17 protein-coding genes and 2 pseudogenes are annotated in these 13,164 nt (G+C 66.8%); 11 read left to right on the top strand and 8 right to left on the bottom strand.

Annotation, left to right across the window (positions count from 1 at the left end; all coding sequences use genetic code 11):
• Positions 1-110 precede the first annotated feature (110 nt).
• Positions 111-1,539, bottom strand: a pseudogene (gene mgtE / locus N0A20_RS07800) (magnesium transporter).
• 136 nt (positions 1,540-1,675) lie between these two features.
• Between mgtE and N0A20_RS07795 the strand changes: the two are divergent.
• On the top strand, positions 1,676-2,125 hold the full coding sequence (locus tag N0A20_RS07795; RefSeq protein ID WP_260583300.1) for a peptidylprolyl isomerase: 450 nt from the start codon (positions 1,676-1,678) through the stop codon (positions 2,123-2,125).
• Between the two features lie 111 nt (positions 2,126-2,236).
• Here the strand turns inward: N0A20_RS07795 and N0A20_RS07790 are convergent, their stop codons facing one another.
• From N0A20_RS07790 to N0A20_RS07780, 3 genes are read right to left on the bottom strand one after another with little or no spacing between them, the layout of a single operon-like run.
• Entirely contained in the window at positions 2,237-2,767 is a 531-nt protein-coding gene (locus N0A20_RS07790) for a nitronate monooxygenase (protein WP_260583299.1), read from the bottom strand.
• Positions 2,768-2,777: 10 nt separating this feature from the next.
• The gene (locus N0A20_RS07785; RefSeq protein ID WP_260583298.1) at positions 2,778-3,158 is read right to left on the bottom strand and encodes a hypothetical protein; all 381 of its coding nucleotides are present in this window, start codon (positions 3,156-3,158) and stop codon (positions 2,778-2,780) included.
• Entirely contained in the window at positions 3,142-3,375 is a 234-nt protein-coding gene (locus N0A20_RS07780; protein WP_260583297.1) for a hypothetical protein, read from the bottom strand. Before N0A20_RS07780 ends, N0A20_RS07785 begins: the two co-directional genes overlap by 17 nt.
• A gap of 105 nt (positions 3,376-3,480) precedes the next feature.
• On the opposite strand from N0A20_RS07780, the gene nadC reads away from it, so the two are divergent.
• From nadC to N0A20_RS07765, 3 genes are all read left to right on the top strand, one after another.
• A complete protein-coding gene (nadC, locus tag N0A20_RS07775) occupies positions 3,481-4,326 on the top strand; it encodes a carboxylating nicotinate-nucleotide diphosphorylase (protein WP_260583296.1) in 846 nt (281 codons plus the stop codon).
• Positions 4,327-4,608: 282 nt separating this feature from the next.
• Positions 4,609-5,130: a ribonuclease T2 family protein gene (locus tag N0A20_RS07770; protein WP_260583295.1), complete on the top strand. Its 522-nt coding sequence runs from the start codon at positions 4,609-4,611 to the stop codon at positions 5,128-5,130.
• A gap of 93 nt (positions 5,131-5,223) precedes the next feature.
• The gene (locus N0A20_RS07765) at positions 5,224-5,478 is read left to right on the top strand and encodes a hypothetical protein (RefSeq protein ID WP_260583294.1); all 255 of its coding nucleotides are present in this window, start codon (positions 5,224-5,226) and stop codon (positions 5,476-5,478) included.
• Positions 5,479-5,682: 204 nt separating this feature from the next.
• Here N0A20_RS07765 and N0A20_RS07760 read toward each other — a convergent pair whose 3' ends face one another.
• The gene (locus N0A20_RS07760; RefSeq protein WP_260583293.1) at positions 5,683-6,978 is read right to left on the bottom strand and encodes an MFS transporter; all 1,296 of its coding nucleotides are present in this window, start codon (positions 6,976-6,978) and stop codon (positions 5,683-5,685) included.
• 135 nt (positions 6,979-7,113) lie between these two features.
• On the opposite strand from N0A20_RS07760, the gene pgsA reads away from it, so the two are divergent.
• The 3 genes from pgsA to N0A20_RS07745 are packed head-to-tail and all read left to right on the top strand — an operon-like array spanning position 7,114 to position 8,395.
• On the top strand, positions 7,114-7,686 hold the full coding sequence (pgsA, locus tag N0A20_RS07755; protein WP_260583292.1) for a CDP-diacylglycerol--glycerol-3-phosphate 3-phosphatidyltransferase: 573 nt from the start codon (positions 7,114-7,116) through the stop codon (positions 7,684-7,686).
• A gap of 2 nt (positions 7,687-7,688) precedes the next feature.
• Positions 7,689-7,946, top strand: coding sequence for a MoaD/ThiS family protein (locus N0A20_RS07750; protein ID WP_260583291.1), 258 nt, complete (start codon positions 7,689-7,691; stop codon positions 7,944-7,946).
• Entirely contained in the window at positions 7,943-8,395 is a 453-nt protein-coding gene (locus N0A20_RS07745; RefSeq protein ID WP_260583290.1) for a molybdenum cofactor biosynthesis protein MoaE, read from the top strand. Before N0A20_RS07750 ends, N0A20_RS07745 begins: the two co-directional genes overlap by 4 nt.
• 192 nt (positions 8,396-8,587) lie before the next feature.
• On the opposite strand, the gene N0A20_RS07740 is transcribed toward N0A20_RS07745, so the two are convergent.
• Complete coding sequence (locus N0A20_RS07740) at positions 8,588-9,493, bottom strand: hydrogen peroxide-inducible genes activator (protein ID WP_260583289.1); 906 nt, start codon at positions 9,491-9,493, stop codon at positions 8,588-8,590.
• Between the two features lie 138 nt (positions 9,494-9,631).
• Between N0A20_RS07740 and N0A20_RS07735 the strand changes: the two genes are divergently transcribed.
• Both N0A20_RS07735 and N0A20_RS07730 read left to right on the top strand, forming a co-directional pair.
• Entirely contained in the window at positions 9,632-9,787 is a 156-nt protein-coding gene (locus tag N0A20_RS07735; protein WP_260583288.1) for a hypothetical protein, read from the top strand.
• A gap of 101 nt (positions 9,788-9,888) precedes the next feature.
• A complete protein-coding gene (locus N0A20_RS07730; RefSeq protein WP_409574746.1) occupies positions 9,889-10,101 on the top strand; it encodes a hypothetical protein in 213 nt (70 codons plus the stop codon).
• 123 nt (positions 10,102-10,224) lie between these two features.
• Here the strand turns inward: N0A20_RS07730 and trmFO are convergent, their stop codons facing one another.
• On the bottom strand, positions 10,225-11,574 hold the full coding sequence (gene trmFO / locus N0A20_RS07725; protein ID WP_260583287.1) for a methylenetetrahydrofolate--tRNA-(uracil(54)-C(5))-methyltransferase (FADH(2)-oxidizing) TrmFO: 1,350 nt from the start codon (positions 11,572-11,574) through the stop codon (positions 10,225-10,227).
• A 157-nt stretch (positions 11,575-11,731) separates the two neighbouring features.
• On the opposite strand from trmFO, the pseudogene N0A20_RS07720 reads away from it, so the two are divergent.
• Together N0A20_RS07720 and N0A20_RS07715 are read left to right on the top strand one after the other, a co-directional pair.
• Positions 11,732-11,911 (top strand): annotated as a pseudogene (locus tag N0A20_RS07720) (lysoplasmalogenase family protein); the annotation flags it as partial.
• A 19-nt stretch (positions 11,912-11,930) separates the two neighbouring features.
• On the top strand, positions 11,931-12,317 hold the full coding sequence (locus N0A20_RS07715; RefSeq protein ID WP_260583286.1) for a lysoplasmalogenase: 387 nt from the start codon (positions 11,931-11,933) through the stop codon (positions 12,315-12,317).
• Here the strand turns inward: N0A20_RS07715 and N0A20_RS07710 are convergent.
• Positions 12,314-13,159 carry a TauD/TfdA dioxygenase family protein gene (locus N0A20_RS07710; RefSeq protein WP_260583285.1) on the bottom strand — a complete coding sequence of 282 codons (846 nt, stop codon included), beginning with the start codon at positions 13,157-13,159 and terminating at the stop codon, positions 12,314-12,316. The two genes, N0A20_RS07715 and N0A20_RS07710, sit on opposite strands and share 4 nt — an antisense overlap.
• Positions 13,160-13,164 lie beyond the last annotated feature (5 nt).

Genomic DNA, 13,164 nt, shown 5'->3' with positions numbered 1-13,164 from the left:
ACCGCTGCTCGAAGGGGAAACGGTCCAGGCGGTGGATAAGTTCCCGAAAAAGATGCGGGCGACGAAATTTTTTCCGATTCTTTTGAATCGCTTGCGAATTCAGGGCCTTGTCAGCCCATCGTAACCAGACCGCTGGCCACCGCGAGACCGAGGAAGGCCAGGAAGCCCATGGAATCGGTTACCATCGACACGAAGATGGAGCTGGAAACCGCCGGGTCCTGATCGAGCCGGTCGAGCAGGAGCGGCACCACAACCCCGGTCACCCCTGCGACGAAGATGTTGACGATCATGGCCGCGGCGATCACTCCCCCCAGCGCGGGATTGGCGAACCAGAGGCCGGCGACGAGCCCGGCGATGATCGCGATCGTCCCGCCGTTCAGCAGCGCGATCTTCATCTCGCGCAATATCGCGCGCCAACTGTTCGAATCGGTGAGCTGGTTCATCGCCAGCGCGCGGACCGTCACCGCCAGTGTCTGCATCGCCGCATTGCCGCCGACCGCCGCGACGATCGGCATCAGCACGGCAAGTGCGATCATCTGTTCGATGGCGCCACCGAACAGCGCAATGACGGTCGATGCGACAAGCGCGGTGGCCAGATTGGCGATCAGCCAGCGGACGCGCGCGACATAGGTTTCGCGGATCGGTTCGTTGATGTCGCCGTCGCCGGCGCCCGACAGGCGCAGGATATCCTCGCCCGCCTCTTCCTGGATGACGTGGACGACATCGTCGACGGTGATCATGCCGACGAAGCTGGCCCGCCTTGTCGACGACGGCGGCGGAGATCAGCGCATATTTCTGGAAGCGCAGCGCGACCTCTTCCTGATCCATGTCGATTGGGATCAAGGTCTGTTCGCGCTTCATCACGTCGCTGATCGCGATATCGCGCGGCGTGCGCAGCACCCAGCTCAGCTGGCAGGTGCCGACCGGCTTGTGCATCGGATCGACGACGAAGATTTCCCAGAAATCGCTGGTCAGCTGGACATCTTCGCGCAGCCGGTCGATGACGTCGCCGACCGTGACATGCTCCGGCACCGCAACGAACTCGCGCTGCATCAGGCGGTCGGCGGTTTCCTCGGGAAAGGAGAGGGCGTCCTCGATCGCGGCGCGATCTTCGGGCTCCATCGCCTCGAGGACGGCCTGCTGCTCGTCCTCCTCCATGTCCTCGATGATCGCGACCGCGTCGTCGGTATCCATCTCCGACGCGAGTTCGGCGACCTGTTCGGGCGCGAGCAGGTCGATCAGCTCCTCGCGCACATAATCGTTCATCTCCGCCAGCACATCGGCCGACAGAAGGTCGCCGAGCACGGCGGCGAGCATCGGGCGTTCGTCGGCGCGGGCGAGTTCGAACAGGTCGGCGATGTCGGCGGGGTGGAGGCGCCCGACGCGTTCGCGCGCGGCTTCGGCTTCACCCGATTCGGCAAGGTCGATGACATCGCGGACGAATTCGGGTTTCAGCCGGTCGTCCTCGTCGAGTTCGGTTTCGCGGTCGGCGTCGATCAGCATGTCGTCGGGAGGCAGGGAATCTTCGCGTTTGTCCATCGCGCGGTCCTCCCTATGCTGCGGCGCCGAAATTGGCCCGAGGCGGGCCGTGCCTTCCCCTAGTCCCGGAAATTATGCGTGGCAATGCCGCCGCCGCCCGCTATGGGACCGCCAGCATCCCTCCACAGGAGTTTTTATGTCCGACCAGACCCTCACCCTGTCGCTGTCGACCGGCGATGTCGTCATCCGCCTGCGCCCCGATCTGGCACCGCTGCACGTCGAGCGCATCGCGACGCTCGCGAAGGAAGGTTTCTACGACGGTGTCGTGTTCCACCGTGTGATCCCCGGCTTCATGGCGCAGGGCGGCGATCCGACGGGGACCGGCATGGGCGGCAGCAAGCTTCCCGACCTGCCGCAGGAGTTCAACGCCGAACCGCATATCCGCGGCATCTGTTCGATGGCGCGCTCGCAGAATCCGAACAGCGCGAACAGCCAGTTCTTCATCTGCTTCGATGATGCCCGCTTCCTCGACAACCAATATACCGTCTGGGGCGAAGTGATCGAAGGCATGGAAAATGTCGACGCGCTGCCCAAGGGCGAGCCGCCGCGCGAACCCGGTCAGATCGTCAAGGCGACGGTTTCCTGAAACAAATGAGGCTGTGATCCCGCGAAGGCGGGAGCCCATCACCCGCGCAGCTCGATTTTCGGCGTCCGGAGATGGGTTCCCGCCTTCGCGGGAGCACACCGCTTTGCCTAATCAATCGCCGATGAACCCGTTCAACCGCTCGCAGGCGGCGATCCAGTCTTCCTTGAACTGTTGGACGACCTGTCCGGCGCCCATCGCCTCGTTCATCAGGCCGACGCCCTGGCCGACCCAATAGGTGGCGAGCGTCCTGGCGCCTTCGTGGCCGCCCTCGGACAATTTGTCGACCTTGCGCAGCGCGGGTTCGCTGACCAGCGATTGCAGCGGCATCGGCAGCGGCTTGGGCGCGCCTTCGGCCTCCCACGCGTCGGTCCAGGGCGAGCGAAGCTGGCGCGACGGCTTGCCGGTGCGGCTCTTCGAGCGGACCGTGTCGCGCGACGAGGCGGCGAGCATCTTTTCCTTCACCACCGGGTTGGTTTCGGCCTCCGCCGTGGTCAGCCACACCGAACCGGTCCAGGCGCCGTGCGCGCCCATCGCCATCGCGGCGGCCATCTGCCGCCCGGTGACGATGCCGCCTGCGGCCAGGATCGGGGTGTTCGCGCCGACCGCTTCGACCGCCGCGGCGACTTCGGGCACGAGGACCATCGTCGCGACTTCACCGCAATGGCCGCGCGGCTTCGCCGCCCGCGACGACGAGGATATCGACCCCGGCGCGGACCTGCGCCAGCGCATGGTCGCGTGTGCCAACGAGCGCCGCGACGGGCACGCCGTTGCGCTTGCCGAGTTCGAGCATCAGCGGCGGCGGCACGCCGAGCGCGTTGGCGATCAGGCCGATCGGGTGGCGGAAAGCAACCTCGAGCAGTTTCGCCGCGCCATCCTCGCGCATATTGTCGCCGAAGGCCGAGCGCGCCTCGCGCAGATCGTCGAGTCCCGCCGCGTCGATGCCATGTTTCGCGAGCAGGCCCGCGGCGAATTCCAGATGGGTTTCGGGGATGACCGGCGCGCCCGGCGCCGGGGCGTCACCCTTGCTCAGCAAAGCTGTTCGGGACGATCAGATCGACGCCATACGGTCTGCCGCCGATATGATCGTCGATCCAGGCGAGTTCCTCTTCGAGCCGTTCGGGCGGCAGTGCGGCGGCGCCGAAGACGCCCATGCCGCCCGCCTTCGACACCGCGACGACGACGTCGCGACAGTGTGAGAAGGCCAGCAAGGGAAATTCGATGCCGAGCATCGCGCAAATGGGGGATAGCATGAACCTCTCCGGATGTTGTCCAAGTTGCCGCGTGGCGTGCATGTCAGCGCCAGTTGACGTAAACGTCAAGTTGATTTGCGCGGGCGCCGCTTTATCGCGGGCGACATGAGCGATTTTTCCCTGCCCGGTTTCGATCTCGACGCCTTCGTCCGTGCCACTTTCGCCGAAGATCTGGGCGAGGGGGGCGATATCACCTCGCTGGCGGTGATCCCCGCGGACGCGCGCTTTTCGGGGGTGATGGACAGCCGCGACGCGATCACCGTCGCCGGGCTGCCGATCGCCGAAAGCTTCTTTCGCGCGCTCGATCCTGCCATGGAGATCGAAATCCTGGTGGGCGAAGGCGAAAAAGTGCCCGCGGGAACCGACTTAATGCGCTTGTCGGGCAACGCCCGCGCAATGCTGACCGCCGAGCGGTCGGCGCTGAACACGGTGCAGCATCTGTCGGGCATCGCGACGCTGACGCGGCACTATGTCGATGCGCTGGGCGGCAAGGCGACGCTGCTCGACACGCGCAAGACGATCCCCGGCCTGCGCGTGCTGGAGAAATATGCGACGCGGATGGGCGGTGCGACCAATCACCGTATGGGGCTGTGGGACGCCGCGATGATCAAGGACAATCATGTCGCGGTTGCGGGATCGGTCGAGGCGGCGGTGCGCCGCGCGGTCGATGCGGGCATTGCGAATATCATCGTCGAGGTCGACCGCGTCGATCAGGTCGGACCCGCGCTGGGGGCGGGGGCGACGCACCTGCTGCTCGACAATATGGACCTTGCCGCCTTGCGCGAATCGGTGGCGATCGTCGCCGGACGGGTGCCGACCGAGGCGTCGGGGGGCGTGCGGCTCGACACGATCGGCGCCATCGGCGCGACGGGGGTGACCTATGTGTCGGTCGGGCGGCTGACCCAGTCGGCGCCGGCGGCCGACATCGGGCTCGACTTTGCGCTGGCCTGATCTCCTTCACGTCGCCCCCGCGCAGGCGGGGGCCGCTGGAGGCGCCACGCAAGGCCGATCGCGGCCCCCGCCTGCGCGGGGGCGACGATTATTGTCATACGGCCTTATTCCGGGAGTACTGGCCCCCACCGTCGCCCTTGCCCAGGCCCCCGCCTGCGTCGCGCCCGACCGCACCGTCATCCCGCGCCTGGAGCAGCCAAAGCGCGGCGAGCCGGTGCGGAGGCCGCCGATCGCTGCGGCTATCTGCTGAGCCTCAGCTGGTCGCCGCAGCATTGCGCCGAGGTGCGCAATCCCAGGGATGCGCGCGACCGTTTCCAATGTTCGGGCGAGAATGGCCGCTTCGGCTGGGTGCTGCACGGGCTGTGGCCCGAGGCGGCGAACCCCGGCTATCCGCAATGGTGCCGGCCCGCGAAGATCGTGCCGCAGCCGGTGCTGCGCCGCCATATGTGCATGACGCCGTCGGCGCAGCTGCTCCAGCATGAATGGGCCAAGCACGGCACCTGCATGAGCCCCGATCCGGCGTCCTATTTCCGCGCCGCCGAGATATTGTTCCGCACGGTGAACTTTCCCGACATGAAGGCGCTGGCCGCGAAGCCGCAGACCGCGGGGTCGATCCGCCAGGCCTTTGCCGCGCGCAACCGGGGAATCCGGCCCGAGATGCTGGCCGTGGCGACCGACAGGGACGGATGGCTGACCGAGGTGCGCTATTGCCTGGGGCCACGGATGAAACCGCAGCGCTGTCTGCCCTTCCAGCGCGGCCTTGCCGACAAGCGCGGGGTCAAGATCCGCCCGATGCCGCGTTAAGGGATCGGACGGCGCGCGTCCCGGCGCGGGACAGCGCCGCGCTAACGCTTTTTTAACCTTACCGACTCGTTAACACCCCACTAGCCTGGGGCTATGAACGAATTCGACCCCGAACTCCGCATCGACATCCGCGGCCGGCTGAAGGCGCATGGTCGGCGGCAGCTGGTCATCGCGCGGATGAGCGCGCTCGGCCGATTGGGAGGGCGTACTGCGCCATGCGATCGCCCAGCACCGGCGGCCGCAGCCGATGTTCGGCGGGACCGACCTGAAGCTGTTTTTGCAGAGCTTCGCGATCTTCTTTACCGCGACGATGATGTTTTTGATCTGAGGCCCGGTTTCGGGCGGTAGCGGATGATCCAAATCCTCCCCGGAACGGGGAGGGGGACCGCCGAAGGCGGTGGAGGGGGCTGTCGGCCTGAAGCAGCGTCGCTTCAGGACGCGAACCCCCTCCGTCAGCGCTTCGCGCTGCCACCTCCCCGCCGGGCGGGGAGGATTTGGGAATGGCCGCTTCCCATCCCCATGCCGACGTGATCAGAAACAGACGATCCGTCCCTAATCGCACGCCCGGTGCAGTTTCACCGCGAGCCAGGCCGAGATCAGGCACATTACCGCGCTCATCAGCAGCTGGTCGACGACGCCGACGCCGGCGAAGCTGAGCCCCAGCGCCAGCAGCGAGCCCGCGACCATCGCGCCCGAATTGACGATATTGTTCGCCGCGACGGTGCGCGCGGTCTGGTCCTTGGGGACGGTGGTGGTGAGGAAGGCATAGAGCGGCACGACGAACATGCCGCCGCTGATCGCGATGCCGAGCAGCGCGGCGAGAAGCGGGAGGACGTCGGCATGGCCGAGGAAGCCGTCGATGCCGTACATCACCCCCGACGGATCATGTTCCCAATTGCGGCAGACCCAATAGAAGGCGAGGACGAACAGCCCCATGACGATGACGCTGGCGGGGCTGTATTTCGCCGACACCCGGCCCTTGAGCAGGCGGTTGACCGCGACCGAGCCGATCGCGATGCCGATCGAGAAGACCGCGAGGAACAGGCTGGCGACGCTCTTGTCGGCGTGCAGGATATTCTTCACCAGCGGCGGGAACTGGATGAACAGCACCGCGCCGATCGTCCAGAAGAAGCTGATCGACAGGATCGCGAGATAGAGGCGCGGGATGTGCATCGTGCCGCTGACCAGCGTCCGCGACGAGCGGATGATGTGCCAGTCGATGCCATGTTCCTCATGCTCGGGCGGCGCGGGCGGGACTTCGCGCGAGGTCATGTAACCGATGAGCGCGACGACGACGACGCCAAGCGCCGCCCATTCGACGTCGATGACGCCCGCCAGGATGGTGTCGGCGAGGATCGCGATATAGGTGCCCGCCTCGACCAGGCCGGTGCCGCCCAGCACCTCGTCGCTTTTCAGATGCTGCGGCAGGATCGCATATTTGATCGGGCCGAAGAAGGTCGAATGGATGCCCATTGCGAAGAGCGCGAGCATCATCAGCGGGATCGCGACCAGTTGCACCGCCCAGCCCAACCAGGCGAGCACGAGGTAGGCGCCGCCGACGAGCATGATGAGGATCTCGCAGAATTTGACGGTGCGGATGATCCGCGCCTTGTCGCGCGTGTCGGCGAGCTGCCCCGCGAGCGCCGATAGCAGGAAGAAGGGCAGGATGAACAGCGCGGTCGCGACCGCGCTGAACAGCGTTTCCTGGGTTTCGTCGTTGTACACGCCATAGACGACGAACAGCACCATCGCATTCTTGAACAGATTGTCGTTGAACGCGCCGAGCAACTGGGTGACGAAGAGGGGCAGGAACCGGCGCTGTTTGAGCAGCGCGAAAGAGCCGGTCATATATGGTCCATCCCCATCAAAATTCGTGCCGCCATCCGCCCGCCCCTTGGGCAATATGGTTGTCGCCCGGCGGGCTTATCGGCTAGGGGAGGCAGGGTCAAAGCCTAAAGGCCGCGCGAGCGGGAAACAGGGGTCATGCTCAGCCTTCCGAATATCCTGACCTTGTCGCGCATCCTGGCGGTGCCCATCCTGCTGTTCCTGCTGTGGCCGGGCATTCGCATCGGCGCGCACCAGCCGCTGGCGATCGACTATGCGCTCGCCTTCGGCCTTTACTGCCTGATGGGCATTACCGATTATTTTGACGGCTATGTTGCACGCTCGCGCGGGATCGTGTCGCGGCTGGGCGCCTTCCTCGACCCGATCGCCGACAAGATCATGATCGCGGCGGTGATCCTGTTGCTGGTCTTCACGCGCGACATCGACGGCTATCATGTCATTGCCGCGCTGATGATCCTGCTGCGCGAGATCATCGTGTCGGGCCTGCGCGAATTCCTGGCGACGCTGCAGGTGTCGATGCCGGTGACGCAACTGGCGAAATGGAAGACGACGTTCCAGCTGGTGGCGTTCGGGGCGCTGATCCTGGCGGGGGCGCTGCCCGCGGAGGCGTGGATCAAGACGGTGGGGCTGGTGTCGCTGTGGGGCGCCGCGGTGCTCACGCTGATCACCGGCTGGGATTATCTGCGCGTCGGCCTGAAGCATATGGACTGAGCGTGGCGCTGACACTGAGCTATTTCGCCTGGGTGCGCGAACGGATGGGGATCGCCGATGAGACGGTGACGCCGCCCGCTGGCGTGGCGACGATCGGCGACCTGATCGGATGGCTGGCCGAGCGCGACGAGCCGGGGACCTGGGCCTTTTCGGAACCCGCGCAGATCCGCGCCGCGATCGACGGGCGGATGGCCGGGGCCGGAGCCTTGCTTCCCGCGCGCGGCGAGATCGCGCTGTTTCCGCCGGTGACCGGCGGATGATCCGCGTAGCGGTCGGCGCCGGGGCGATCGACGTTGCGGCGGAAATGGCGGCGCATCACGCGGGCGGGCACGGTGCGAGCGCCAGCTTCGTCGGGCGGGTGCGCGGCGACGGCGGGCTGACCGAACTATTCCTCGAGCATCATCCGGTGCTGACGCCGGGCGGGCTGGAGCAACTGGCGGCCGAAGCGGCGGCGCGCTGGAAGCTGGCGGCGCTGACGCTGATCCACCGCGTCGGGAGCATGGCGCCGGGCGAGACGATCGTGCTGGTGCTGGCAAGCAGCGCGCATCGCGCCGAGGCGCTGGCGGCGGTCGAGTTTCTGATCGACCGGCTCAAGACCGACGTGATGCTGTGGAAGCGCGAGGCGTTCGCCGACGGGCGCGTCGGGTGGGTCGAGCAGCGCGATGGGGATCATGCGCGCGCGGAGCGGTGGGAACAGAGCGCAGACTGAGCGCGGGATGTCGGTTTGGGGGTGGATTTAAGCCGTTCCCCTCCCTTTTAGGGAGGGGTTAGGGGTGGGTAGCGAGCGCAGCGAGCAAGAAGGAAGAGCACCGCCTTCGGCGGTTACCCACCCCCAACCCCTCCCTAAGAGGGAGGGGAGAGCAAACGTCAGCTATCGGTCGTTTCCGTACGTCCGGGGAAACTAGCTCACCTTATGCTGGCGGAAGATATCCGCGAGCATCCGGAACTCCTCGGCGCGCGGGCTGCCCTTGCGCCACACCAGCGCGATGGTGCGCCAGTCATGGTCCGAATCGAGCGGGCGGGTGTCGATGTCGGTGTGGTCGAGGATGCCGGCCTCGATCGCCATCTGCGGCAGCATGGTGATGCCGAGGCCGTTGTCGACCATCTGGACGAGCGTGTGCAGCGAGGTGCCCATCATCCGCGCCCCGGCGCGCAGCTCGGGGCGGTTGCACGCGGCGAGGGCGTGGTCCTTCAGGCAGTGGCCGTCCTCGAGCATCAGCATCTGCGCGGGGTCGATCTGGTCGGCGCTGACCATCGCGGGAAGGTCCTCGCTCTGGTCGCCGGGGAAGGCGACGAACAGCGCGTCGTCGAAGAGGTTCTCGGCCTCGACGTCGCCGCAGCCATAGGGGAGCGCGAGCAGCACGCAGTCGACCGCGCCATGGTGCAGCGACTCGCACGCCTGCGCGCTCGGTTCCTCGCGCAGGAAGAGCTTGAGCGAGGGCCGTTCCTTGCGCAGCCGCGGGAGCAGGCCGGGGAGAAGGAAGGGCGCGATCGTCGGGATCACGCTCATCCGGAGTTCGCCGACGAGCGGCGCGGCGGCAGCGGCGGCCATATCGGCGAGTTCCTCGGCCTCGCGCAGCACGCGGTGCGCTTTCTCGACGATCTTGTCGCCGAGCATGGTGAAGCGGACGACGCGGCGGGTGCGCTCGACGAGCGTCTGGCCGAGCAAGGTCTCGAGCTCCCTTATGCCGGCCGACAGCGTCGACTGGGTGACGTTGCAGGCATCGGCGGCGCGGCCGAAATGGCCGTGCTCGTGGAGCGCGACCAGATATTGCATCTGCTTGAGCGAGGGCAGGTAATGTTGCATTGATCGGATATAGCCATCATCGGGGCGAATTTGAACAAGTCATTCGATCAGGACTTTGGTCCGATCCGCGCGTGACCCGGTTGCCGGGCGCGGCCCGTCCATGATAGCCCTTGGCTCTTCGGGCGGAGGGTGGTGGCGATGGCGGTTTCGCGGTTCCTGATCGGCGGCATCGCCAGCGCGCTGCTGCTCACCGGCGGGGTCTTTTTATGGAAGGGCTATACGCAGACCGCCGAGGAAGAGGTGATCCCCGACGCGCCACCCGATCCGGGACCGATCCCGGTTGCGGGGGCCTAGCGCGCCGAAGCGCGGTCCGGCGCCGCCCGAACTGCCGCGCGGCGAAGGAGGCGTCGCGCGAGGAGCGGCGCTTCAACCGCTACGACCGCGACCGCAACGAGGTGATCAGCCGCGTCGAGATGATGTCGACGCGCACCGCGGCCTTTCGCAAGCTCGACAAGGATCGCAACAATCTGCTGACCTTCGAGGAATGGGCCGCGGCGACGGGCGACCGCTTCGCGGGCGCGGACAAGGACAAGTCGGGCGGGCTGAGCCGGGCGGAATTCGCGACGACGGCGCCGAAGCGGGCGGCAGTGGCGAAGTGCAAATGCTAGATCGTGGGGAGGACGTCAGTCTCCGTTCGCCCTGCGCTTGTCGAAGGGCCGCTCTTTCTTTCGGCGTTGAAGAAGAAGGACGGTGCTTCGACAAGCTCAGCACGAATGGTGGAGAGGTGGCTCTTATGCCGCAACCCCTTCGGCGACCTTCATCCACTCCGCCAGCTTCGTCCCAGCGCGTTGCGTATACCCCAGCTTCCGGTCCTTCTTGCGCACATCCTCGGCAAGCGGAGGAAAGAGGCCGAAATTGACGTTCATCGGCTGGTAGCTCGCGGCGTCGGCGCCGCCGGTGATGTGGCCGAGCAGCGCGCCGAGCGCGGTCTCGGGCGGCGGCGGCGTCAGGGTGCGCCCCGCCAGCTCGGCGGCGGCGAAGCGCGCGGCGACGAGGCCGATCGCGGCGCTTTCGACATAGCCCTCGCAGCCGGTGATCTGGCCCGCGAAGCGGATGTGCGGGGCGGATTTCAGGCGCAGCTGTTCGTCGAGCAGTTCGGGCGAGCGGATGAAGCTGTTGCGGTGGAGGCCGCCGAGGCGGGCGAATTCGGCCTTTTCGAGACCGGGGATGGTGCGGAACAATTCGACTTGTGCCGAATGTTTGAGCTTGGTCTGGAAACCGACCATGTTCCAGAGCGTGCCGAGCGCATTGTCCTGGCGGAGCTGGACGACCGCATAGGGCCAGCGCCCGGTGCGCGGATTGTCGAGCCCGACGCCCTTCATCGGGCCGAAGCGCAGCGTTTCGACGCCGCGTTCGGCCATCACCTCGATCGGCATGCAGCCTTCGAAATAGGGGGTGTTCGTCTCCCATTCCTTGAACCCGGTCTTGTCGCCGTCGAGCAAGCCCTGGACGAAGGCGTGATACTGGTCCCTGTCCATCGGGCAGTTGATATAATCCTTGCCGTCGCCGATCGGCCCGACCTTGTCCCAGCGGCTCGCCATCCAGGCGACGTCCATGTCGATGCTGTCGCGGTAGACGATCGGGGCGATGGCGTCGAAGAAGGCGAGCGCGTCCCTGCCGGTCGCGGCGCCGATGCTGTCGGCGAGCGCCGCGGCGGTGAGCGGTCCGGTCGCGACGATCGTCAGTCCCTCGGCGGGGAGCGCGTCGATGCGTTCGCGGACGATGGTGACGTTGGGATGCTCGGACAGCGCCCTGGTGACGCCGCCCGAGAAGAGATCGCGGTCCACGGCAAGGGCTGAACCGGCGGGCACCTTGTGAACATCGGCCTCGCGCATGATGATAGAGCCCAGCGCGCGCATCTCGCGGTGGAGCAGGCCGACGGCGTTGCTGTCGCCGTCGTCGCTGCGGAAGCTGTTCGAGCACACCATTTCGGCCAGCGTGTCGCCCTGATGCGCGGGCGTCATGTCGCCGCCCCCGCGCATTTCGGACAGGCGCACGCGATAGCCCGCCTCGGCGAGCTGCCACGCCGCCTCCGACCCCGCGAGGCCGCCGCCGATGATGTGAATGTCGTACGCCACCATTTACCCTAATCATTGACTTGCGGTTCGTCCGCCGCGCAGTAGGCGCCTTGAGAGCAAGATGCAAAGGGGCGCGGGATGAGCGGCGAGCAGGGTTGGGATCGGGCGCGGTGGCTGTGGTGGCTGGCGCTGGCTAAGCGGCATCAGCTTCTTCATCGCGGTGTTTCAGCGGCTCGACGGCCCGGCGATCTGGGCGTGGAAGACGAGCGGCGTGGGTTTGCTCGCGGTCTGGGCGGCGGCGAATGCGCGCAAAGCGAACGGCTGGCTGATCGCGGCGGTGCTCGGTTTCGGGGCGCTCGGCGACTGGTTGCTCGATGCCGTGGGTTTGCCGCCCGGCGCGGCGGCGTTTGCGGCCGGGCATGTCATCGCGATCACCCTCTACATGCGCAACCGCTCGGCCCAGCCTGACATCGTCGCAGCGCCTGCTCGGCTGGCTGACGATCCCGGCCTCGCTGGTGATCGTCTGGGCGATGCTGAGCCCCCTGCCCGGCTGGTGGCATGGCGCGATCTATACGCTCTTCGTGGCTGCGATGGCCGCCGCCGCATGGACCAGCCGCTTTCCGCGCTATCGTACCGGCATCGGCGCGATGATGTTCCTGGCGAGCGACCTGTTCATCTTTGCCGGCGAGGGCGGGGTGCTGGGCAAGGACGTCACGATGTGGCTCGTCTGGCCGCTCTATTTCGCGGGGCAGGCGCTGATCGCGTGGGGCGTGGTCGGTACGCTGGCAAAGGAAGGAAAGGCCTAAGCTCCCTCCCGCGCCGCGATCGTCGTGCGGTGGAGCAGGCGGTCGTAGCCGTCGTAGCTGCCGGTCGCGCGGTGCAGGACCGAGCGATTGTCCCACATGACGAGCATGTCGGGTTCCCATGCGTGGCTGTAGCGAAATTCCTCGCGCCCCTGCCACTGGACGAGTTCGTAGAGCAGGGGCAGGGCTTCGCCGTCGTCGAGTCCGTCGAAGCCGATGATATAGCCCGCGCAGCCGAACAGGCCGGGGCGGCCGGTTTCGGGATGTTCGCGGACGAAGGGGTGGCGCTGCGTTTCGAGCGCTTCCTCGCCCGAGCGGATGTCCATGCTGCGATCCCTGTCCTTCGCGCCGTACATGCCCGAAGGCGCATAGCCGTTGCGCGCGCTGTGCACCGCCTGCAGCCCCTCGATGCGCGCGCGGAGATCGGCGGGCATCGCGTCGAGCGCGGCGTGCTGGTTCGCAAATTCGGTGTTGCCGCCGACCGGCGGGATGGTGATGCCATAGAGGCAGGTGCCTGCGGGCGGCCGCGTCTGGAAACTCCAGTCGCTGTGCCAGTTTTCGGCGAAGAGCGGCGCGGTCTCGTCGGCGCGGCGCTTCACCGCGATGATATGCGCGCGGCCCGGGATCGGCTTGATGAAGGGATCGTCGCCGAAGCCGCCGAAATATCCGGTGAAGCGTTCGAGGTCGTCCTCGCTCATCTTCTGGTCCGGGAAAGCGAGGACATGGTGATCGAGCCAGGCCGCGCGGATTTCGGCGACGGTGCCGGCATCGAGCGGCCGCGTCAGGTCGACGCCGGTGACGCGGGCGCCGCAGGACTGGCCGCTGGGGGTGATGCTCAGGGTCATGCAGC

This window comes from Sphingopyxis sp. PET50, assembly GCF_025244705.1.
GTDB lineage: Bacteria > Pseudomonadota > Alphaproteobacteria > Sphingomonadales > Sphingomonadaceae > Sphingopyxis.
This window is presented reverse-complemented; position numbering and strand designations above follow the sequence as displayed.

Coding starts and splice junctions, on each gene's coding strand:
- N0A20_RS07795 (WP_260583300.1), top strand. CDS start 1,676: ATGTCCGACCAGACCCTCACCCTGTCGCTGTCGACCGGCGATGTCGTC.
- N0A20_RS07790 (WP_260583299.1), bottom strand. CDS start 2,767: ATGGTCCTCGTGCCCGAAGTCGCCGCGGCGGTCGAAGCGGTCGGCGCG.
- N0A20_RS07780 (WP_260583297.1), bottom strand. CDS start 3,375: ATGCTATCCCCCATTTGCGCGATGCTCGGCATCGAATTTCCCTTGCTG.
- nadC (WP_260583296.1), top strand. CDS start 3,481: ATGAGCGATTTTTCCCTGCCCGGTTTCGATCTCGACGCCTTCGTCCGT.
- N0A20_RS07765 (WP_260583294.1), top strand. CDS start 5,224: ATGAACGAATTCGACCCCGAACTCCGCATCGACATCCGCGGCCGGCTG.
- N0A20_RS07760 (WP_260583293.1), bottom strand. CDS start 6,978: ATGACCGGCTCTTTCGCGCTGCTCAAACAGCGCCGGTTCCTGCCCCTC.
- pgsA (WP_260583292.1), top strand. CDS start 7,114: ATGCTCAGCCTTCCGAATATCCTGACCTTGTCGCGCATCCTGGCGGTG.
- N0A20_RS07745 (WP_260583290.1), top strand. CDS start 7,943: ATGATCCGCGTAGCGGTCGGCGCCGGGGCGATCGACGTTGCGGCGGAA.
- N0A20_RS07740 (WP_260583289.1), bottom strand. CDS start 9,493: ATGCAACATTACCTGCCCTCGCTCAAGCAGATGCAATATCTGGTCGCG.
- N0A20_RS07735 (WP_260583288.1), top strand. CDS start 9,632: ATGGCGGTTTCGCGGTTCCTGATCGGCGGCATCGCCAGCGCGCTGCTG.
- trmFO (WP_260583287.1), bottom strand. CDS start 11,574: ATGGTGGCGTACGACATTCACATCATCGGCGGCGGCCTCGCGGGGTCG.
- N0A20_RS07715 (WP_260583286.1), top strand. CDS start 11,931: ATGTCATCGCGATCACCCTCTACATGCGCAACCGCTCGGCCCAGCCTG.
- N0A20_RS07710 (WP_260583285.1), bottom strand. CDS start 13,159: ATGACCCTGAGCATCACCCCCAGCGGCCAGTCCTGCGGCGCCCGCGTC.